This is a genomic window from Janthinobacterium goodfellowi, from assembly GCF_051380695.1.
GTDB lineage: Bacteria > Pseudomonadota > Gammaproteobacteria > Burkholderiales > Burkholderiaceae_D > Janthinobacterium.
Genome location: NZ_JBNYXN010000001.1, coordinates 1,225,533 through 1,246,114, shown reverse-complemented (window position 1 = coordinate 1,246,114; position 20,582 = coordinate 1,225,533). Strand labels below are relative to the sequence as shown.

The window sequence follows — 20,582 nt, the reverse complement described above, 5'->3', positions numbered from 1 at the left end:
TTCAATATATATCTCCTTCCAGGTCCAGCGCTGGCGCAGCAGTTGGCTTGGCGACAGCGGCGGCTGGTTTTTTCTCAAAACGCTGCGCCAGGGTGCGCAGCAGTACGTAGAACACGGGCGTCAGGAACAGGCCGAAGAAGGTCACGCCCAGCATGCCGGCGAAGACCGCCACGCCCATGGCATGGCGCATTTCCGAACCGGCGCCGTGCGAGAACACCAGGGGCACCACACCCATGATGAAAGCGATCGACGTCATCAGGATCGGACGCAGACGCAGACGGCACGCTTCCAGCGCCGCTTGCACGACGGTGCGGCCATGCTCTTCCAGTTCGCGGGCAAATTCCACGATCAGGATGGCATTTTTTGATGCCAGCCCCACCAGCACGAACAGCGCGATCTGGGTGAACACGTTGTTGTCGCCACCGGTCAATTTGACGCCCAACAGCGCGCACAGGATGGACATCGGCACGATCAGGATCACGGCCAGCGGCAGGGTCCAGCTTTCGTACTGGGCAGCGAGCACCAGGAATACCAGCAGCACGCACAGCGGGAAGACATAGATCATCGTATTGCCGGACAAGATGTCCTGGTAGGTCAGCTCCGTCCATTCATACGAAATCCCCTGCGGCAGCACTTTCTTGGCGATGCGTTCCAGCGCAACTTGCGCCTGGCCGCTCGATACGCCAGGGGCTGCGCCGCCGTTGAAATCGGCTGCGGCGTAGGCGTTGTAGCGCTGCACGCGGTCAGGACCATAGCTGTCCTTGACGCGCATCAGCGACGACAGCGGGATCATCTCGCCTTTGTCATTGCGTACCTTCAGCTGCGCGATATCCTGCGCATGCGAACGGAATGCCGCATCGGCCTGCACGCGCACCTGGTAGGTGCGGCCAAACTGGTTGAAGTCATTCACGTACAGCGAACCGAGGTTGATCTGCAAGGTCTGGTAGATCGTTTGCAGCTGCACGCCCATCTGCTTGGCTTTCACGCGGTCGACGTCGGCGAACAGCTGCGGCACGTTGATCTGGTAACCCGAGAACACGCCCGCCAGTTCCGGCGTCTGGTACGCTTTCGCGGCCAGTGCCTGGGTGGCGTTGTACAGCGCGTCGTAACCGAGGTTGCCGCGGTCTTCGATCATCATCTTGAAGCCGCCGATGGTACCGAGGCCATTCACAGGCGGTGGCGGGAAGACCATGATGAAGGCGTCCTGGATGCCGCCCAGGCGCTTGTTGATCTCGGCCGCGATGGCGCCGCCAGACAGCTCCTTGGTAGTACGCTCATCGAACGGCTTCAGGGTGGCGAAGACGATGCCGGCGTTCGGTGCATTGGTGAAGTCGTTGATCGACAGGCCGGGGAAGGCGATGGTCGATTCGACGCCAGGCACCGACTTGATGACGTCGGACATGCGGCGCACGACATCTTCCGTGCGGTCCAGCGAAGCGGCGTCGGGCAATTGCGCAAAGCCCACCAGGTATTGCTTGTCCTGCGCCGGCACGAAGCCGGCCGGCACGGACTTGAAGGTGAAGATCGCGGCGACGACCAGCAGCGCATACACGCCCAGCGAGGCGCTCTTGCGGCCCAATACACCCTTCACGCCCGCTTCATAGCGGTGCGAAGCGCGGCCGAAGAAGCGGTTGAACCAGGCGAAGAAGCGGCCGAAGACCATGTCCATGCCGCGCGTCAGCGCGTCTTTCGGCGCATCGTGCGGTTTCAAGAGAGCGGCCGACAGGGCCGGCGCCAGGGTCAGCGAGCTGAAAGCGGAGATCACCGTCGAAATGGCGATCGTCAGCGCGAACTGGCGGTAAAACTCGCCCGACAGGCCGGGCACGAAGGCGATCGGCACGAACACGGCGCACAGCACCAGGGCGATGGCGACGATGGGACCGCTGACCTCTTTCATGGCCTGGATGGTGGCGTCGCGCGGCGACAGCCCTTCCTCGATGTTGCGCTCGACGTTTTCCACCACCACGATGGCGTCATCGACGACGATACCGATGGCCAGCACGAGGCCGAACAGCGACAAGGTATTGATCGAGAAGCCGAAGCCCAGCATCACGGCAAAGGTACCGACGATCGACACGGGAACGGCCAAGAGCGGAATGATCGATGCGCGCCAGGTTTGCAGGAAGATGATCACCACCAGCACCACCAGGGCGATCGCTTCGAGCAGGGTATGGATCACGGCTTCGATGGACGAGCGCACGAATTGCGTCGGGTCGTACTCGATGCGGTATTCCACGCCTTGCGGGAAGTCTTTTTTCAGTTCGTCCATCTTGGCGCGCACGTCGGAAGACAGTTGCAGCGCGTTGGCGTTCGGCGCTTCGAAAATACCCATGCCGACGGCAGGATTATTGTTCAGCAGCGAACGCAGCGAGTAGCTGTTGGCGCCCATTTCCACACGCGCCACGTCCTTCAGGTGCGTCACGGCGCCGTCGGCATTGGTGCGCACGATGATGGCGCCGAATTCCTCTGGCGTCTGCAGACGGCCCTGGGTATTGACGGTCAGCTGGAAGTCCGAGTTCTTCGCTGGCGAGGCGCCGATCACGCCGGCGGCCACCTGCACGTTCTGCTCGCGGATGGCGTCGACGACGTCATTGGCCGTCATGCCGCGCGCCGCTACCTTTTGCGGGTCGAGCCAGATGCGCATCGCGTAGTCGCCCGCGCCGAAGATCTGGATGTCGCCCATGCCGGGCAAACGGGCCAATTGATCCTTGACGTTCAGCACCGCGTAGTTACGCAGGTACATATCGTCATAGCGCTTGTTGGGCGACACCAGATGCACCACCATGGTCAGGTTGGGCGAGGACTTGACGGTCGTCACGCCGATCTGGCGCACTTCCTCGGGCAGGCGCGGCAAGGCGCGCTGCACGCGGTTCTGCACCTGCGTCTCGGCCTGCTCGACGTTGGTGCCGATCTTGAAGGTCACGGTCAGCATCATCGCGCCATCGGACGTGTTTTGCGAGGACATGTAGAGCATGTTCTCGACGCCGTTGATCTGCTCTTCGAGCGGCGCGGCCACGGTTTCGGCGATCACTTTCGGGTTGGCGCCCGGGTATTGCGCGCGCACCACCACGGATGGCGGCACGACGTCGGGATATTCGGAGATGGGCAGGCCGAATATCGACAGCAGCCCGGCCACGAATATGACAATCGACAGCACCGCCGCGAAAATCGGCTTGTCGATGAAAAAGCGGGAAAAATTCATGTTTATTCCTTGGAAGTCGATGCTGCTTTCGCGGCGATCTTGGCGTCTTTTGCTTCAGGTTTGGCGGGAGCGACGGGCGCGGTCGGGTCGAAATCCATCGCCACCATCTGCGGCGTCACCGGCGCGCCGGGGCGCACGCGCTGCAAGCCGTTGACGACGATTTTTTCGCCCGCCTTCAAGCCTTCGCGCACCACGCGCAAGCCGTCCGAGGTCGGGCCAAGCTTGACGGCGCGGTATTCAGCCTTGTTGTCGGCGCCCACCACGTACACGTATTTGCGGCTTTGATCCGTGCCGACGGCGCGGTCGGAGATCAACAGCGCCGTGCTTTGCGCGTGCGGGCCGTTGCCGCCATCGAGCTGGATGCGCGCGAACAGGCCCGGCACCAGCTGGCGCTCGGCGTTGGCGAAGGTGGCGCGCATGCGCACGCTGCCCGTGGCCGGGTCGAGCTGGTTGTCGACGAATTCCAGCTTGCCTTCGTGCGGGAAGCCCGTTTCGTTGGCCAGACCCACCTTGACGGTGACGGGCGTGCCCTTTTGCGCCGTGCCGGCCACGCGCAGATACGTATCCTCATCGCCGTCGAAGCTGGCGTAGATGCGGTCCGTCGACACGACGGAAGTCAAAATGGCGGAAGCGTCGATCAGGTTGCCGACGGTGATTTCCGCCTTGCTGACGCGGCCGCTGATCGGCGCCTGCACCTGCGTGTACGACAGGTTCAGCCTGGCCGCTTCATACGCGGCTTGCGCCGAGCGGGCATTCGCGTCCAGCTCTTTCAGGCCCGACGCTTTTTCATCGAACTCGCGCTGGGCGATGGCTTTTTCGGCCAGCAGCTTTTCAGCGCGCAACAGTTCCAGCTTGGCCAGTTCCGCCTTGGCGCGGGCCGAGGCGGCCGTGCCTTCGGCGCGCGACACTTCGGCCTGGAAGGGGCGCGGATCGATGACGAACAGCACATCGCCCTTCTTCACTTCGCTGCCTGGCTTGAAGTTGACGGCCGTGATGAAGCCGCCGACGCGCGAGCGGATTTCCACGCGCTCGATCGCTTCCAGGCGGCCCGAGAATTCCTGCGTTTCCGTGATCTGTTTTTCAACGACGGCGGCGGCCGAGATGGGCGGGCCGCCGGCCGCTGGCGCGTCGGGCACCTTGCTATTGGCCGAATCGCAGCCGGCCAGGCTCACCGCCACCAGTCCCGCCAGCGCGAGCGAGGCCGCCAGGGGCTTGAGCAGAGTGGAAAATTGTTGAACGTTTTTCATTTTATTTCCCTGTTTTATGAAAATTTCTAATGGTATGGGCGGCAGGAAGCAACCCAGCTGAAAAAGTGAATGGTGGTGCCATGGCGCCCGACGGCGCTCGATCAAAGGTAAACAGGCCGCCAGCTGCTTGAAAGCGGACGGGGACGACGAAGCTGGCTGTGCGAACGCACAACGCAGACAGGAAGGGAACTACACTGCGTAGTGTAGCAACCGAAACTCAAAAAGTAAACTGATTAGTGTAATTTTTTTTGCAGTGCCGCGGATGGCGGCTTTATGACTCGGGCTCCTGCCCCAGTCCGGCGACGAAACTGCTAATTTCGCTCAATACCTGCACCTTGCAGGCGCATTCATTACGGGCGGTAGCGTCTTGCAGCGGCGCGGCGGCCATGCGCCGCACGGTGGTCTTGATGCCGCAGGCAATCAATTTACTGCCGTATTGTTCAGCCTCGTCGCGCAATGGGTCGTCTTCGCTGGACAATATCAAGGCTGGCGGCAGGTTCTTCAGGCGGCTCGACTGCAATGGCGACGCGTACGGATGGGTACGGTCAGCGGCATTCGGCAGGTAGCCGCGGTAGGCGGCGGCGCACTGGTCCGCCACTTCGGCCAGGTCCGGACAGGTCGGCAAGGAGCGCATCGAGCAGGTCGACAGGCCGGGGTCGAGCATGGGCATGATCAGCACCTGGCCCGCGAGGGGCGGTCCGCCCCGGTCGCGCGACATCATGGCGCACACGGCGGCCAAATTGGCGCCCGCTTCGATGCCCGACACCACCATCTGCTTGCCCGTCCAGCCCAGCTTGGACTTGTTCTTTTTCGCCCACAGCAGCACGGCATGCGCGTCTTCGACGGCGGCGGGGAATGGCCGCACCTTCGCCAGCGTGTAGTTCGCGGCCAGCACCACGTGGTCGGGATTGCTCAGCACGAGGCAGCGCAGGAAGTCGTCCGCGTCGTCCAGGTCGCCGTCGACAAAGCCGCCGCCATGGAAGAAGACCATCAGGTTCGGCTGCTTGGCACCCGGCACGCCGGCCGTGTAGACGCGCGCGCCGAGCGCATCCTGCGCGCCCTGCACCTCGATGTCGCGTATCTTCAGCGCCTGGCCAGGTGCCAGTTCGGCCGTGGTGTCGGCAACGCTCATTGCGCCACCACCGGCTGCACCGCCACATCGAGTACCGCGTCGTTCAGGCACAACAGGGCGACGCCGCCCACTTCATGGGTCAGGGCGCTGTAAGCACTGGCTTCGCTTTGCGCCGCCAGCGAGTAGGCATCCGTCGATACCATCGCGGCCAGAGCAAGCGAGCTCATAGCGAGAGCGAGCAATGCAAAGATTCCATTCCGATGACCCATGATGTTTCTCCTGTTGTACTTCCTGCGGCATCACATTTATGCTGCAGTACAACAACTATAGACTTGATCTACAATCTGATAAAGAGTGCAATGCCGAATTGATTGTTCAGGATTCTGAATAATCAAGCAGAAAGTGATAGGAAATCAAGTGAACAAGCTGCAAGCCATGGAAGTTTTCATCCAAGTCGTCGATGCGGGCGGTTTTACGCGCGCGGCGGAAAACATGCAGTTGCCCAAAGCCACCGTGTCGACCCTGATCCAGTCGCTGGAAGCGAGCCTGTCGGTCAAGTTGCTCAACCGCACCACGCGCCACGTCAGCATCACCTCCGACGGCGCCGCGTATTACGAACGCTGCGTGCGCATCCTGTCGGACGTGCGCGAGGCCGAGGAATCGCTGTCGCGCACGCGATTGAGCCCCAGCGGGCGGCTGCGCGTGGATGCGCCCACGGCCCTGGCCAGCGAACTGATCATCCCTGCCCTGCCCGACTTCTTCGCCCGCTATCCGGACATCTCGCTGGAACTCGGCTGCAGCGACCGTCCCGTCGACCTGATCGAGGAAGGCGTCGACTGCGCCGTGCGCGGCGGCGAACTGGGCGATTTGAACCTGATCGCGCGCCGCGTCGGCGTGCTGCATTTCATCACCTGTGCCGCGCCCGGCTACCTGGCGCGCTATGGCAGGCCGCTGCACCCGAACGACCTGGCGCAGCACCGGGGCGTGAATTTCTTCTCCGCCAAGACGGGCAAGACCTTCGAATGGGATTTCACGCGCGCGGGCGAACGCATCCAGATGTCCATGCCCAGCCATATCGCCCTGAACGACTCGAACGCCTACGCGGCGGCCGGCCTGGCGGGCCTGGGCATCGTGCAAATGACGCATTTCATGCTTGCGCCCCTGATGGAACAGGGCAAAATGGTGGAATTGCTGGGCGATTGGGAATCCGACCCGCTGCCCATCCACGTGATCTATCCGCCCAACCGCCATCTGTCCGCCAAGGTGCGCGTGTTTGTCGAATGGGTCGCCGACATGTTTACCAACCACCCGGCCACGCAGCTGAAGGGCAAGAGCAGCCTTCCCGCGCGTGCCACCCTGACCGAGGCCCAGCCATGACCGCAGCAAGCACACCGCCACACCCCCACCGCATCGTCTTCCTCGACCGCGACAGCCTGATCGCCACCGTGCGTCCGCCCGCCTTCGCCCACAGCTGGGAAGAGTTTGCACACACCAAAGGCAGCGAACAGACGGTAGCCCGCCTGCAAGGCGCCACGATCGCCATCACGAACAAGGTGCCGCTGCGCGCGGCCGAGCTGGCGCAGCTGCCGGACCTGAAAATGATCGCCGTGGCCGCCACCGGCACGGATATCCTCGACCTGGCCGCCTGCCGCGAGCGGGGCATTATCGTGGCGAATATCCGCGACTATGCGCGCGCCACCGTGCCCGAACATACCCTGGCCCTGATGCTGGCCCTGCGCCGCCAGCTCATCGCCTACCGCGCGGACGTGGAAGCGGGCCTGTGGCAGGCGTCGGACCGCTTCTGCCTGTTCGGCCACCCGATCCGCGACCTGGCCGACAGCCGCCTGGGCTTGCTCGGCTACGGCGCGCTGGGCAAGTCCGTGGCCCAGCTGGGGCGCGCCTTCGGCATGCAAGTGATCGTGCACAACCGTTCCCCGATCCAGGAAGACGGCGTAAAGGAAGTGAGTTTTGACGAACTGCTGGCCACCTCCGACGTGCTCAGCCTGCACTTGCCTTTGACGGAGAAGACGCGCAACATCATCGGAGAGCAAGAGCTGGCACGCATGCAGCCCACGTCCCTGCTGATCAACACGGCGCGGGGCGGCCTCGTCGATGAAGCGGCCCTGGCCCAGGCATTGACGAACGGCGTGATCGCCGGCGCCGGCTTTGACGTGCTATCGAAGGAACCGCCGCCGCCCGACAACCCGCTGCTCAATTTACGCCTCCCCAACTTCATCCTCACGCCGCACACGGCCTGGGCCAGCGGCGAGGCCATGCAAAAGCTGGCCGATATATTGATCGGCAATATCGAAGCGTTCGAACGCGGTGCTCCCGTGAACGTGGTGGCATGAGCGTCTTGCACGAACTCGATGCACTGCTGGGGCTGGACGGCGACGAATACGACCGCCTCGACCTGTTCCAGGAAGCGGATGAGCTGATCGAACAAGTGCGGACGGCCGACGTGCCCGCGCTGCTGGCCTTGTGGCCGCAACGCAGCCTGTGCTGGCAGCAGCGTTTCACGCAAGCGAGCACCAACATCGACGGCTCCGTGCTGCGCGCCCTGCTGGCCGGTTTGCTGCAGATCCAGGAGACGTGCCACGGCGTGTTCGAACTGATGAGCCGCCTGCCGCCCGTGGCCGACGCCTCCCCGCTCAGCGACGCGCTGCTCGATTATGCCGAGCAAGCCTGGCATGCGAATCAGGGGCGCCATCGGCAAATCCAGATCAGCTGCTGGAGCTGCGGGCTGTCGGGCCGGCTGCTGAAGCGGCTGGGGTTGTCTGCCTGGAAGGATGCCGGGCTGTAGGAACTATGGCGCTGCGGGCCGCTCAAAGGAAAAGCCAGGCGCATACGCGTGATAACCATCGAAATCGCCCTTGCCGATGGCCGCGCCGGCGCTGCGGGCGATCGCATACGCCATGCTGAAGTGAAAATAGAAATTCGGCAGAATATACAAATTCAGATATTCGTCGGCCGGCAGTGCGATGTCGGCGAAGCCGGCGCGGTCGCGGCAGATGCGCTCAAGCGGCCCGTCGAAGCGCTCAGGGGGAATCGTCTTGAGGTAGCGCATGGTCTGCGCGATCTGTTCCTGCAGGCTGGCGGCGGCGCTGAAATCGGCCACCTCCAGTCCCGCCAGCGGGCAGCAGCCGCGCAGGGAAAAACTCACGGCTGCGCGCACTTGCTGGGCGAATGGCAGCATGTCCGGGTGCAGGCGCGCCGCCAGCAGCTGCGGCGCGGTGCCGGTCTTGTCGAGCATGGACGACAGCTGCGCCAGCGAGCGGCAAAAGATGGCGGCGGGGTGGATCGGCATCGCGTCCGTCATGACAAGCCCTCCTGTGCGGCGACCTGCTTCAGCACGCGGATCAGCCGGCGTTCATGGCGGCCCACGGCGGCCCAGTCCCAGGCGTCGGTCGGGCCGAACGCCGGGTAATGGCGCTGCCATTTTTCCGCGCGCTTCTGCGAATTGGCGCCCACATGCGACGCCAGGCCCTTGCCGCTGGACAAACGCAAGTAGACGCGGATGACGCCCCAGCCTTCGCACACATAACGGTAGGTGAGGCCGCCGCACTGGGCCGGATCGAGCGCGATACGGCGCGGGGCAAAGTGTCCGCCCATGTCCGGGTAATGGACGGCCAGGAGCACCTCGCTGGCCCCTTCGGCCTCCAGCCTGGCGGCATACGCGCACAGCTCGGCAGGCGAGTGGAAATGCAGCGTTTCCCGTTCCGCCTCCGAATACGCCTGCGCCACGGCCGCGCCGGGCCTGGCAAAGATCGCCTCGGCCATGGCCGTGATACCTGCTGTTGATAATCCCACTGTGCCTGCCTTTCCTGTTGCCTGATGGTTACGCCATGCGCCGCCATCCTAGCATGGCGTCAACGGCGATGGCGGCTGAAAAATTCCCACATCACCTCATTCGCGTCGATGGCGCGCGTGGTCTTGCCGATGGGCAGGCCAACATTGAAAGCGTCGGCGCCCGGCCACGTGTGGCCGCCGTCCTTGATGGTGAGCAAGGCCACGCTGGCGCCGCCGGCGCCCTGTTCCAGCCAGCTCACCTGCGTGGCGTCGCCAGCGGGGCCGGATATCTGGCGCGGCTGCGGCGCGGCGCCGTCGATGCCGTTGTGCCTGCGCCAGTAAGCGAACGTGTCGTCGGCCGACAGGTAGCTGGCCGCCTTGCCCTCAAACAGCACGACCTTGTCAGCCGTGCCCTGCATCAGCAGCATGCCCACCTTGTCCTTCTGCTTGTGGTGCTGCAGCACCGGTTCCGGCATGGGCGCGCCCACCGAGGCGACGGCGGCGAACTGCTGGGGCAACTCGGCTGCCAGGCGCAGGGCGAAGAAACCGCCGCGCGACAGGCCTGTCGCATACACGCGCTTGTCATCGATGCGGTAATCCTGCTTGAGTTTGCTCAATATCGCCTGCGTAAAACCGACGTCATCGGTGCCCGCCAGGTAATCCATGCCGAAGCCCACGTTCCAGTCCTGCTTGATGCCTTGCGGATACACAACGATGAACCGGTGCCGCTCGGCCGTCTTGTTCATTTGCGTGTACAGCATCTGTTCCGTCATGCTCATGCCGCCGCCATGGAAATTGAAGACGACGGGAAACGCTTGTTGCGGCGCCTGGTTGTAGGCGGCGGGCGTATAGACGATATAGCGGCGCTTTTCCTCCTTGTGGACGAGGCTGCTCACTTGCGCCAGCGCGGGGATGCTGGTGCTCGCCAGCACCAGCAGGCTGATAAAAAATTTCATGCGGTTTTCTCCATTCATCAAGAGCTTGCAGCTTATGCAAGCGCCGGTGAAATCGCGGTGAAATCTTCCTGCTTTTTATCGTATCTGGAGCGGAATGATGTCGACGCGGTAGTATTCCTCGCCCGGATGGAAACGGATATCCCAGCGCATGGCCTGCGTCACGCGCCCCAGCAAGCTTTGTCCATGCGCAAATCCCTGGATGCGCCGTGGCTGCCCCACCTGCAAGGTATTGCTGATGCTCAGGCAACCTTGCGCATACGCGATGCGGATGCGGCAAGCGGGGCCGCCATGGAACAGGGCATTCGCCAGGCAGTTATTGAGAAGCAACATCGTCAGTTGCGGATTGCCGACGACATCCAGGCGCTCGGGCAAGTCCAGCGCCAGCAGGCTGGCATCCCATGGATGTTCGTCGAGCAGGCGCAGCAGGCATTGCTCGATGCAGCCGCGCAACTCCACCACGTCGCCCGGCAGCTGCTCGGCCCGCGCCAGCGCGAACAGCACCTCGATGGTGGCGCGCATCTCGTCGACACCCTGGCGCAGCTGCGCCTGCCCGTCTGCCGCCAGGGGCTGCGCGCCGGCCAGCGCCAGGCTGTTGTGCATCAAGGTCAGCGGCGTGCGCAGTTCATGGCTGACGTCGCGGGCGAATGCCTGTTCGCGCCGCAACACCGTTTGCAGTTCGGCAAACGTGGTTTCCAGACGGCGCGCCAGGAAACCGATCTCGTCGGGGCGATCGCGCTCGCTGAAATGGACGGCGCCGCCGGGCGCCAGCTGGCGCGCTTCCCGGGCCAGGCGCTGCAGGGGCAGCACGAGGCGCCGCGCCAGCCAGTACGCCAGCAACAAGGCCAGGGAGATCAGCGCCAGCGCCACGCCAGCGACGACACCGCCCACCTCCCGCGCCAGGCGCTGCACCACCAGCACGGGCGCCACGTCGGCCAGCAGATACGCGCGCCGCGGCTGGCCGGCGGCAACGAGGTCCAGCGCCAGCACGTGATAATGCTGGCCCGCCGTCGTGAACACTTCGCCGCGCGGGGCAGACGGCGACACTTGCGCGCGCACGGCTTGAGGCAAATCAAGATAGCTGCCATAAACCGTGATGAGGTCGCTGCCAGACGGCGTAAGCTCACCGTGCTGGCGCAAACGCTGGCTGACCACCGCCGCTTCGCGTTCGAGCAGGCGCTGCACCAGCATGTCTTCCGTCACGTAGGCGATCACCAGCGCCAGGCCCGTGTAGCACAGGCACAGCAGGACGGTGAAGCCGGCCAGGGCCGCAAACAGCCGGTGTCGGATCGATTTAGCCATTGCCGGCCGCCGCATCGAAGACCAGGCGGTATCCCAGCTGCGGGATGGTGACCAGCACGCCTGTCGCGCCAAGCAACTCCAGCTGCTTGCGCAGCGCATAGATATGCGATTTAAGGGCGTCGCTGTCGGGCGGCTGGCTGCCCCACAGGGCTTGCAGCAAGGCCGAGCGCGATACGGCATGCGGATGCTCGCGGCACAGCAGCAGCAAAATTTTAAAACCCGTCTGCGTCAGCGGCAGCGCTACGTCGCCGACCAGGGCGCGTCCTGCGCGTGTCTGCAAGGTGAAGGGCCCCACGCGCATTTCCTGGTGCACGTGCAGCCGCTGCCGGCGCGCCAGCGCTTCGCAGCGCAAGGCCACCTCGCGCAAGTCGAAGGGCTTGGTCAGATAGTCGTCGGCGCCGTCGCGAAAGCCGCGCGCCTTGTCTTCATAAGCGTCGCGCGCCGTCAGCATCAGGATCGGCACATTGCTGGGCGCACTGGCCTTGATGGCGCGGCACACCTGCAAGCCATCGATGTCGGGCAGGTTCAGGTCCAGCAGCACCACGTCATAGGCGTTGCGCGTGGCCAGCGCGACACCGAGCGCGCCCGTGCCCGCATGGTCGGTCTGCCAGCCCAGGCCGTCGAGGAAGTCGAGCACCTGGCGCGCGATGCCCAGGTGGTCTTCCACCAGCAGGATATTCAAGGGCGCTTTGCTCATGGAACGCCGGCAAGGCGCGCATACAGCCAGAAGTTACCCGATCTTCCACGGATTTGCCGGTAGCTGTGCAGATAACCTTCCCGCTCGAAAGCGCAGCGCTCGAGCACGCGGATCGAACGCTCGTTGCTTTCCAGCACGGTCGCCTGGATGCGCAGCAAGCCCAGGCGCTGGAAGGCCCAGTCCACGACAGCGTCCACGATGGACGTGGCCACGCCCTGCCCCCACACGACAGGAGAAAGATCGTAGGCGATTTCGGCCGTACGGTGCTGTGGGGAAATCGCATTGAAGCCGATAGTACCCACCAGCTGGCCGCCGTCGCGCAGCACCACGGCCAGCCGTATCGGCGAAGCCGGCTGGGCCGACGCGTAATCATCGAAATTGGCTTGCAGGTCGTCAATGCCGCGCAAGTCCCAGCTCGTGTGCTCGACGACGGCAGGGTCGGCCAGGTAGGCATACCAGGCGGGGGCGTCGCTGCGTTCCAGCGGGCGCAAGGTCACGAGGGGATGGGTGGAACAGGGCAAGTCAGCCGGTTTCATCGTTTGCTCATGGAATAGTCAATCGACGGGGCAATCGGCGGCCAGCCAGGCGGCGAAATCATCGGCGACCCGCTCGAAATCGTCGCGCTGCATCGAGCCATGGCCCACCAGGTACACGGCGCGGTCGCTCCCATCGAGGGCCAGCATGACGGCGCGCCCGCCGCTGTCGTCGCCGATGGTCATGTAGCCGGGACAAAATTGCTGCGTCTCATACGTTTCATTGCGTTCCCGTAAGCTGTCCACGCCGTACAGCAAGACCTGTTCGCCGCGCATGCTCTCTTGCCCACCCTGCAGAAAACGCAGGTAATACGCCGGCAAGGGGGCGCCCAGCCAGCGTTCAAGCGCGTCGATCGCTTGCCCGCTCACGCGGCATCCTTGCGCCGCGCTTCCCATTCGCGCCGCAGCAAACCGTACAGTGCCGAATCGCTGACGTGGCCGCCCACGATCCAGCGTTCAGGCAAAAAGCCTTCCCTGTTAAAACCCTGGCGCTCGAGGGCGCTGGCCGAGCCGGCGTTGAGCGGGTCGATATCGGCTTCCAGGCGGTTCAGGTCGCGCTCGACGAAGGCGTACTCGATCAGCGCCGACAGCGCTTCATGCATATAGCCACGGCCCCAGTGCGGACGCGCCAGCGCATAGCCGATCTCGGCACGGCGGTTCTGGCGGTGCACGGAAAACAGCGTGCAGCTGCCCAGGTATTCGCCCGTCTCCTGCAGTTCGATGGCGAAGCGGAAGAACTCTTCGTTGTCGAAGGCGGCGCTGTCCTCGGCGATCTGGCGCGCCGCGCGGCCGGCATCGTCCCAGGGCGGTTCGCTGAAATAGCGCATCACTTCGGGATCGGCATGCATGGCGAACAGGGCCGCCTCATCGGATGGCTGCGGCTTGCGCAGGATCAGGCGTTCGGTGGTGATGGTCTTGCTGTAGGTCATGGCGCTCCAGTCTGGCGGCAAACGGACGAGTGCTTATTATTCCATGCAACTATAACGAAGTGGCAATTTTGTGACGGTGCTTTTAATGTAATATGGCAATATTTTCGACCATATCATTGATGCAACTTCATGATCTGCTCATGCACGTAGTAAAACACGCAGCCAACCCCGAAGCCGACCATGTCCATCCCTAAAATCCACCTCACCATGCCGCTTGCCCTCGGTGCGCTGGCCGTCTGGCTGGCCCTGAGCATGGGCGGCCGCTGGCTGGAATCGGCCGGCTACGCCTTGCCGGGCGCCGCCGTCACCGGCCGTATCGGCCTGGCATGGGCGCTGGCCGCCCTGTTCGCGCTGGCGTTGCTGCTGGCATCCAGCGAGCGCCGCGAAGCGGGCCTGTGCGCGCCGCAGCCATGGAAAACGGTGTGGCTCGTCTCGCCGCCCCTGCTGTATGCGCTGCTGATGCTGGTACTGGCCTGGGCCGGCGGCTGGCCGCAGCCGCGCGTGCTGCTGATCGTCGCGTGCAATGCGGCGCTGGTGGCCGTCTCGGAAGAACTGATGTTCCGTGCCATCTTGCTGAAGGGCATGCTGGACCGCTACCCCGTCTGGCCCGCCGTCCTGATTTCCTCGGCGCTGTTCGGCCTGGCCCATACGGCCAACGGCCTGGCCTCGGGCGACGTCAGCGGCGCCCTGTGGCAAGCCGTCGCCGCCACCCTGCAGGGCGTCGGCTATGCGGCCATCCGCCTGCGCACCCGCTCGATATGGCCCATGGTGCTCGTGCATGGACTGTGGGACTACGCACTCGTGACGGCCACCTTGCCGCACCCGGCCGAGGATGGCGCATCGATCCTGCCGTATATCGCGCTGCTGGCCGTGCTGCCCTTGTGCCTGTACGGCGTCTACCTGCTGCGCCCCAGCCAGCGGGCCGCCATGTCGCAACTGCAACGATAAGGAATCTGCATGACGTTTTTTTCACGTGATTACGAAGTATTCCTGTTGCTGGCCGCGCCCGATGCCATACCGCTATGGGATGCGGCGCAATGGCTGCCGTTTGCCGCCAGCCTCGACGGCCTCGTGGCGCAGGCGCGGGGCAAGGCCGGCGTGCGCAGCCATCAGTACAATCCCAAGGGCAAGCCGATTCCCTTTGGCCGCCTGGGCTGGGATGCCACATCGCACGCGAAATGGACGCACACGGCGGCCACGACGCAAGCGCGCTTCATGAGCCTGGAAGCATGGGCGCCCACCTGGACCACCTGCGAAAAGGACGACCAGGCGCCCGACGTATTCCTCGCCCTGGCCAACGAATCGCTGCTGGGACTGGCCGGCAAATCCCTGCAATTTGGCCAGCGCCTGGTGTGCGCCATCGCCACGGACATGGGAGCGGACGCCGCTGCCACCTTGCAGGCAGCCCTGGCACAACTGGCCGCGCAGCAAGACGCCGTCGTCTTCGCCCGCACGCGCCGCCAGTGGGGCCGCGCCTCGTCGTACGGCGGCTTCACGGGTGCCATCCAGGACATGCTGATCGGCGGCCTGTTCCAGCCCGACGACCCGCATGCGCGGCCGCTCGATGACGCCACGTTCCGCGAAAATTGGACCCTGCTCGACCTCCACCATGCATGAACGCACTCCCATGCCACGCCTGACCTTCGCCATCCTGCTGTGCTGCAGCGTCCATGCGGGCGCCTTCGAACTGAGCGGCACCATCCGCAGCAACGGCGCACCGCTGCCGCAAGCCATCAGCATCGTGGCCGAGCGCATGCACGGCGAGCCACAGATACATGGCACGGTCGAAAATGGCCGCTACCGCATCGATGTACCGGAAGGCAGCACACTGGCACTGCTCCTGCAATCGCCCGGCTGGGAAGCGGAACCCAAGCTCATCTTCAGCGCGGCCACGGCGGGCGCGCTGGACTTCCTGCTGTATCCGGCGGCGGTGCCCGAAGCGGCACTGGCCGCCGAGCTGCGGACCATGGAAAAGGATGACGTGGCCGCACGCACTGCCTGGCCGACGACAGGCTCCGACATGCAGGCACGAAAGCGCATGCGCGAGACGGATGCGAGAAATGAAGCGCGCTTGCGGCAAATCATCGCCAGCAAGGGCTGGCCCACGCAAACGATGGTCGGCTACAAGGCGGCGGCCAGCGCCTGGCTGATCGCCCAGCATGGATCCAATGCCTTCCTCAAAAGCAGCCTGGCCCTGATGCGAACGGCGGCAGAGCAAGGGGAAATCACGCCCTCGAAGCTGGCACTGGCGATCGACCGCGACCTGAGCAATGACAAGTTGCCGCAGCTGTACGGCAGCCAGTTCCAGACTGGCAGCGACGGCAAGACGGTCGCCTTCCCTATCGACGATCCGCAGCGCCTGGAGCAGCGCCGCGCCAGCATGGGCATGGAACCCTATGCGCAATACCGGCAGTTATTCGAACAGGACAATTGACAACGCCATCGATCGCATGGCATTGTTGCTCCATGCAATCGATACACCGCCCCCTGCCCTCCATTATTGCCGCCATTCCAACGAGGGTGGCTGGGCAGGAATGAGATTGCCAAAGCCGCCTGCAAGGCGGCTTTGATCTGCAACAAACAATCAAGACGTCTCGCAGGTTTTAGTTTTCACTTTCAGCGAGCGACCATGCACACCACTTCCAGCACCCCGGTTACCCCCACCCTGCACCTCGTGTGCGGCAAGATTGCCTCGGGCAAATCCACCTTGACCAGCCAGCTTGCGCAAGCGCCACATACCGTGCGCATCAGCGAAGACAGCCTGCTGGCGCAGCTGTATCCGGGCCAAATCGCCAGCCTGGCCGACTATGTCGCCTGCACGGCGCGGCTGCGCGCGGCCATCGCGCCTTTGTGTCTGCAGATGCTGCAGGCGGGCGTATCCGTCGTGCTCGATTTCCCCGCGAATACACCCGCCAGCCGGGCCTGGATGCGCGAGCTGTTCCAGCAGGCGCGCGTGCCGCACGTGCTGCATTACCTCGACGTAACGGATGAGGAATGCAAGGCGCGCTTACGCCAGCGCAATGACAGCGGCTTGCACCCGTTCTCCACCAGCGAGGCTGATTTTGACGCCATCACGCGCCACTTCGTGCCGCCTTCAGAGGCCGAAGGTTTTCATGTCGTGCGGGTGGATCGCTAGCACGCGGCCAAGTGTCGAGTAACGAAAAATCAGGCCTGTAAATCAAAGACTCAAAGACGATCTTACGTGGATTTGGCCTGCCAATGTCTCCTCTGAGAAGTATTGCGCGCCTTTGATGTGCTTTTTGTAAACGATGCCACAATTCGACTAGCCATCAGTCGCGATAGCAGCGTTGTCTCCCACCATATCCTCGTTCACCATTGCTATATCCAGCACAGCGGATGGCATCGATTTAGTAGGCTTTACCCCCAACTGTTTCAGCATCTCAGCCTGACGAATAACGTTACCTTTATTCGTATATAGCTTGTTGCGGGCATCACTATAACTTTCCTGAGTAAGACGCAATCGATCTCCCACCTTTTCTAAATCGACAACAAATGCTGAGAGACGATCGTAAAGTTCCGCGCCACGTTTAGCAATATCCTGTGCATTTCTACTTTGCGCCTCCTGACGCCACAGATGTGCAACTGTACGAACAACAAACAACAATGTTGATGGACTTACAAGCAAAACATTTTTACTAAGCGCCTCCATATACAAATCTTGATCATGTGTAATTGCCATCATGAAGGCTGGTTCGATAGGTACGAACATTAGTACGAAATCAAGTGACTTAAGGCCATATAATGTCTGATAATTTTTGCTTGACAAGCCTTTCATATGCGCCCGAACAGAATCGAGATGACGCCTGATAGTAAGTTGACGCTCATTGTCGTCTTCGGCTGAAACACACGCTTCGTAAGCCAAAAGAGAAACTTTAGCATCGACTATAAGGTGACGATCTTCAGGCAAGTGCACGACGACATCAGGCTGTGCTCTCGTACCATCTTCCCGAACATGACTTTCTTGAACGTCGTATTCATGCCCCTTGCGTAGGCCGGAGGCCTCCAGCACCCGCTCCAATATCAATTCGCCCCAATTACCTTGCGTCTTACTGGATCCTTTCAGAGCCGAAGTCAGATTTTTTGCATCTTGGCTTAAGACTTGATTGAGGTCCATGAGCTGCCGAACTTGTTCTGCTAACGCTGAACGATCCTTTCCCTCCTGAACATAGACCTCTTCTACCTTTCCCTGGAACTCGTGCAACTTTGTTCGCAATGGATCCAATAGCTGTCCAATATTTACCTGATTCTGTTCAGTGAATTTTTTAGATTTTTCATCAAGAATGTCATTAGCCAAACTCTTAAATTGATTAGTGAGCGATTCCTTTGCTTCAAGTAATATTGCCAACTTCTCATCCGCCTGACGACGTTCGGATTCCAATAGACCAGTAATTTCCGCGACTTCATTCGATAACTTATTACCCCTTGCCTCACTCTGCTCACGTAAACTTTTTTCCATCTGCCATTCGGTACGCATGCCAAGCCCTAGCTCTCGTTCAGCCTTTAATTCAGCATTGACCCTACCAGACACCTCCCGTAAATCAGCAACCTGCTGTCGCACATCAGCAAGAATTCTTTCAGACTCGGCTATTTTCTCAAGAAAAGCAGGAATTCGACGTGCGTCGTTTTCAGCCACTGCAAGCTGTTGATTTGCAAACGCAAGATCGCCAGAGATTTTATTCATAAGTACCTCTACCTCACTTCGCAACTCTTGCTCTCTTTGGAAGCTTTCCCGTATCAGCGATATCGATTCAATTCCGGCCTTAATCTCAGCATTCAACCTCCCTGATTGCTCCCGCAAACCGGCAGTTTGCTGCCGTAGTTCGAGTAACTCATTTTCACGTGCATCGCACTCCCGCTCGACTTCCGCTAGTCGCCCCGACACCGCCAACAAAGATTGATTTTTTTCCGCCTCATTTTTTGCTAACCGCAAAATCTCTAACCGATCCTCCTGTTGCTCCTCCAATAATTTTTCAATTTGCGCATCAAGTGCTTGCACGCGCATGGCTCGTTCACCAATTTTCGCCCCCTCATTGCGAGCGTTATCCAACGCGACACTGAGACCATTACGTTCAGCAACTATTTGCTCCCTCTCCGCATCAAATAGCCGCATCCGCTCCGTCAACGTTGCAATCTCAATCGCCGCCGCAGAACGTCCTTGCTCTTGCGCGGCATCGGCTGCAGTTTTTATGGCACGTTTCGTAATAAAGTAGAAACTGATAGCGCTCAACACCAAACCCAAAAGAAATGCCAATAGCATGTGTAAAGATGATTGCGTTTCCATGTGCTCTCTCTCAGGTCGGGGGGGAATTTGACCACGTCGCGATTACCCAGGCCACAATCGGCCAAACCAAATACCGTTGTCCATGACAAGCAGCTGATGCAATCTATCCAATCTTCACGCCATCAATTCATTTATAGCAATGCATTCATTCAGTAACCATGAATCGAATATTTTGATGTGAAAAACTTAATTGCCGATGCAGACCTACCTCTCAAAAAAGCATGCTCCGTTATTCATCTTTTTTTCTAACGATGAAAACAGTAGTTACTATGCGTAAAAAAATACCGAAACATGACAAATCTGGTACCGAAACCTCGTTCCGTCACATACAACTTATAGCTTAAAACGTCCCCGGCAGCAGGATTTTCTTGTCCACCTGCTGCAGGTCGCGCAAGCCGCAAAACGCCATCGTCAGATCGAGTTCGTTGCGGATGATATCCAGGCACTTGGTCACGCCCGGGCCGCCCATGGCGCCCAGGCCATATAAGAAGGGGCGCCCGATGTACACGCCTTTCGCGCCCAGCGCCACGGCCTTGATCACGTCCTGGCCCGAGCGGATGCCGCCATCCATGTGCACTTCGATCTGGCTGCCGACGGCGTCGACGATGGCGGGCAAGGCTTCGATCGACGATTGCGCGCCGTCGAGCTGGCGCCCGCCATGGTTCGAGACGATCAGCGCGTCGGCGCCGCTGTTGACTGCCAGGCGCGCGTCTTCGGGGTCCATGATGCCCTTGATGATCAGCTTGCCGCCCCAGCGCTGCTTGATCCATTCCACGTCCGCCCACGACAGGCTCAGGTCGAACTGCTGCTGCGTCCAGGCCGACAGCGACGACATGTCCGACACGGACGTGGCGTGGCCGACGATGTTGCCGAAGCCGCGGCGTTTCGTGCCCAGCATGCCCGCCACCCAGCGCGGCTTGGTGGCCATGTTGAGGATGTTCGGAATGGTGAGCTTGGGCGGCGCGGACAGGCCGTTGCGCAAGTCCTTGTGGCACTGGCCCAGCACCTGCAAGTCGAGCGTCAATACGAGCGCGCCGCATTTCGCCGCCTTGGCGCGGTCGATCAGGCGGTTGATGAATTCGCGGTCTTTCATCACGTACAGCTGGAACCAGAACGGTTTTGTCGTGTTCGCCGCCACGTCCTCGATCGAGCAGATGCTCATGGTCGACAGGGTGAACGGCACGCCGAAGCGCTCGGCCGCCTGGGCCGCGAGGATTTCGCCATCCGCATGCTGCATGCCCGTCAAGCCCGTGGGCGACAGGGCCACCGGCATCGAGACGTGCTGTCCCACCATGGTCGAGGCCAGGCTGCGGTTTTCCAGGTTGACGGCCACGCGCTGGCGGAACTTGATCTTGGCGAAATCGCTGTTGTTGGCGCGGTAGGTCGATTCCGTCCAGGAGCCGGAATCGGCGTAGTCGTAAAACATGCGCGGCACCCGTTTCTGGGCCAGCACGCGCAAGTCTTCGATGCAGGTGATGATACTCATGCGTTTCCTCGGTCGATGGCTAGTCGGACCATGATCGTGCATTTGCCGGCAATTGTCTATCCGGCAGGCA

General features: G+C 61.8%; 21 protein-coding genes. 7 read left to right on the top strand and 14 right to left on the bottom strand.

Annotated elements, in window-relative coordinates:
* Position 1: 1 nt before the first annotated feature.
* The 4 genes from ACQ4WQ_RS05645 to ACQ4WQ_RS05630 all read right to left on the bottom strand — a co-directional run bounded on the left by ACQ4WQ_RS05645 (position 2) and on the right by ACQ4WQ_RS05630 (position 5,748).
* Entirely contained in the window at positions 2 to 3,202 is a 3,201-nt protein-coding gene (locus ACQ4WQ_RS05645) for an efflux RND transporter permease subunit (protein WP_436495255.1), read from the bottom strand.
* 2 nt (positions 3,203 to 3,204) lie between these two features.
* Positions 3,205 to 4,449 (bottom strand): efflux RND transporter periplasmic adaptor subunit, encoded by a 1,245-nt coding sequence (locus tag ACQ4WQ_RS05640; protein ID WP_326457030.1) that lies wholly within the window; start codon positions 4,447 to 4,449, stop codon positions 3,205 to 3,207.
* Positions 4,450 to 4,720: 271 nt separating this feature from the next.
* Complete coding sequence (locus ACQ4WQ_RS05635; protein ID WP_326457031.1) at positions 4,721 to 5,581, bottom strand: alpha/beta hydrolase; 861 nt, start codon at positions 5,579 to 5,581, stop codon at positions 4,721 to 4,723.
* Positions 5,578 to 5,748 carry a hypothetical protein gene (locus ACQ4WQ_RS05630; protein ID WP_326457032.1) on the bottom strand — a complete coding sequence of 57 codons (171 nt, stop codon included), beginning with the start codon at positions 5,746 to 5,748 and terminating at the stop codon, positions 5,578 to 5,580. Before ACQ4WQ_RS05630 ends, ACQ4WQ_RS05635 begins: the two co-directional genes overlap by 4 nt.
* Positions 5,749 to 5,938: 190 nt before the next feature.
* Between ACQ4WQ_RS05630 and ACQ4WQ_RS05625 the strand changes: the two genes are divergently transcribed.
* From ACQ4WQ_RS05625 to ACQ4WQ_RS05615, 3 genes are read left to right on the top strand one after another with little or no spacing between them, the layout of a single operon-like run.
* Positions 5,939 to 6,898 (top strand): LysR family transcriptional regulator, encoded by a 960-nt coding sequence (locus tag ACQ4WQ_RS05625; RefSeq protein WP_436495252.1) that lies wholly within the window; start codon positions 5,939 to 5,941, stop codon positions 6,896 to 6,898.
* Entirely contained in the window at positions 6,895 to 7,872 is a 978-nt protein-coding gene (locus ACQ4WQ_RS05620; RefSeq protein WP_436495250.1) for a D-2-hydroxyacid dehydrogenase, read from the top strand. Before ACQ4WQ_RS05625 ends, ACQ4WQ_RS05620 begins: the two co-directional genes overlap by 4 nt.
* A complete protein-coding gene (locus ACQ4WQ_RS05615) occupies positions 7,869 to 8,324 on the top strand; it encodes a hypothetical protein (protein WP_436495248.1) in 456 nt (151 codons plus the stop codon). The genes ACQ4WQ_RS05620 and ACQ4WQ_RS05615 overlap by 4 nt, the downstream gene beginning before the upstream one ends.
* 3 nt (positions 8,325 to 8,327) lie before the next feature.
* Here ACQ4WQ_RS05615 and ACQ4WQ_RS05610 read toward each other — a convergent pair whose 3' ends face one another.
* From ACQ4WQ_RS05610 to ACQ4WQ_RS05575, 8 genes are all read right to left on the bottom strand, one after another.
* Positions 8,328 to 8,840, bottom strand: coding sequence for a DUF1993 family protein (locus ACQ4WQ_RS05610; protein ID WP_436495246.1), 513 nt, complete (start codon positions 8,838 to 8,840; stop codon positions 8,328 to 8,330).
* Positions 8,837 to 9,331, bottom strand: coding sequence for a hypothetical protein (locus ACQ4WQ_RS05605; protein ID WP_436495244.1), 495 nt, complete (start codon positions 9,329 to 9,331; stop codon positions 8,837 to 8,839). The genes ACQ4WQ_RS05610 and ACQ4WQ_RS05605 overlap by 4 nt, the downstream gene beginning before the upstream one ends.
* A gap of 59 nt (positions 9,332 to 9,390) precedes the next feature.
* Positions 9,391 to 10,266: an extracellular catalytic domain type 1 short-chain-length polyhydroxyalkanoate depolymerase gene (locus tag ACQ4WQ_RS05600; protein WP_436495242.1), complete on the bottom strand. Its 876-nt coding sequence runs from the start codon at positions 10,264 to 10,266 to the stop codon at positions 9,391 to 9,393.
* Between the two features lie 75 nt (positions 10,267 to 10,341).
* Positions 10,342 to 11,565, bottom strand: a complete 1,224-nt coding sequence (locus ACQ4WQ_RS05595; RefSeq protein ID WP_436495240.1) for a sensor histidine kinase — start codon at positions 11,563 to 11,565, stop codon at positions 10,342 to 10,344.
* A complete protein-coding gene (locus ACQ4WQ_RS05590; RefSeq protein WP_436495238.1) occupies positions 11,558 to 12,262 on the bottom strand; it encodes a response regulator transcription factor in 705 nt (234 codons plus the stop codon). The genes ACQ4WQ_RS05595 and ACQ4WQ_RS05590 overlap by 8 nt, the downstream gene beginning before the upstream one ends.
* Complete coding sequence (locus tag ACQ4WQ_RS05585; RefSeq protein ID WP_436495236.1) at positions 12,259 to 12,798, bottom strand: GNAT family N-acetyltransferase; 540 nt, start codon at positions 12,796 to 12,798, stop codon at positions 12,259 to 12,261. The genes ACQ4WQ_RS05590 and ACQ4WQ_RS05585 overlap by 4 nt, the downstream gene beginning before the upstream one ends.
* 18 nt (positions 12,799 to 12,816) lie before the next feature.
* Positions 12,817 to 13,164 (bottom strand): SMI1/KNR4 family protein, encoded by a 348-nt coding sequence (locus ACQ4WQ_RS05580; protein WP_436495234.1) that lies wholly within the window; start codon positions 13,162 to 13,164, stop codon positions 12,817 to 12,819.
* Positions 13,161 to 13,724, bottom strand: a complete 564-nt coding sequence (locus tag ACQ4WQ_RS05575; RefSeq protein ID WP_326458763.1) for a GNAT family N-acetyltransferase — start codon at positions 13,722 to 13,724, stop codon at positions 13,161 to 13,163. The genes ACQ4WQ_RS05580 and ACQ4WQ_RS05575 overlap by 4 nt, the downstream gene beginning before the upstream one ends.
* A 180-nt stretch (positions 13,725 to 13,904) precedes the next feature.
* On the opposite strand from ACQ4WQ_RS05575, the gene ACQ4WQ_RS05570 reads away from it, so the two are divergent.
* The 4 genes from ACQ4WQ_RS05570 to ACQ4WQ_RS05555 all read left to right on the top strand — a co-directional run bounded on the left by ACQ4WQ_RS05570 (position 13,905) and on the right by ACQ4WQ_RS05555 (position 16,860).
* Complete coding sequence (locus ACQ4WQ_RS05570; RefSeq protein ID WP_436495231.1) at positions 13,905 to 14,672, top strand: CPBP family intramembrane glutamic endopeptidase; 768 nt, start codon at positions 13,905 to 13,907, stop codon at positions 14,670 to 14,672.
* 9 nt (positions 14,673 to 14,681) lie between these two features.
* The gene (locus ACQ4WQ_RS05565) at positions 14,682 to 15,341 is read left to right on the top strand and encodes a hypothetical protein (protein ID WP_436495229.1); all 660 of its coding nucleotides are present in this window, start codon (positions 14,682 to 14,684) and stop codon (positions 15,339 to 15,341) included.
* Between the two features lie 10 nt (positions 15,342 to 15,351).
* Positions 15,352 to 16,158, top strand: a complete 807-nt coding sequence (locus ACQ4WQ_RS05560; protein ID WP_436495227.1) for a DUF6624 domain-containing protein — start codon at positions 15,352 to 15,354, stop codon at positions 16,156 to 16,158.
* A gap of 195 nt (positions 16,159 to 16,353) precedes the next feature.
* Positions 16,354 to 16,860, top strand: a complete 507-nt coding sequence (locus ACQ4WQ_RS05555; protein WP_436495225.1) for a P-loop nucleotide/nucleoside kinase family protein — start codon at positions 16,354 to 16,356, stop codon at positions 16,858 to 16,860.
* Between the two features lie 147 nt (positions 16,861 to 17,007).
* On the opposite strand, the gene ACQ4WQ_RS05550 is transcribed toward ACQ4WQ_RS05555, so the two are convergent.
* Both ACQ4WQ_RS05550 and ACQ4WQ_RS05545 read right to left on the bottom strand, forming a co-directional pair.
* Positions 17,008 to 19,026, bottom strand: coding sequence for a DNA recombination protein RmuC (locus ACQ4WQ_RS05550; protein WP_436495223.1), 2,019 nt, complete (start codon positions 19,024 to 19,026; stop codon positions 17,008 to 17,010).
* Positions 19,027 to 19,366: 340 nt separating this feature from the next.
* Positions 19,367 to 20,512, bottom strand: a complete 1,146-nt coding sequence (locus ACQ4WQ_RS05545) for an alpha-hydroxy acid oxidase (protein WP_436495221.1) — start codon at positions 20,510 to 20,512, stop codon at positions 19,367 to 19,369.
* Positions 20,513 to 20,582: the final 70 nt, after the last annotated feature.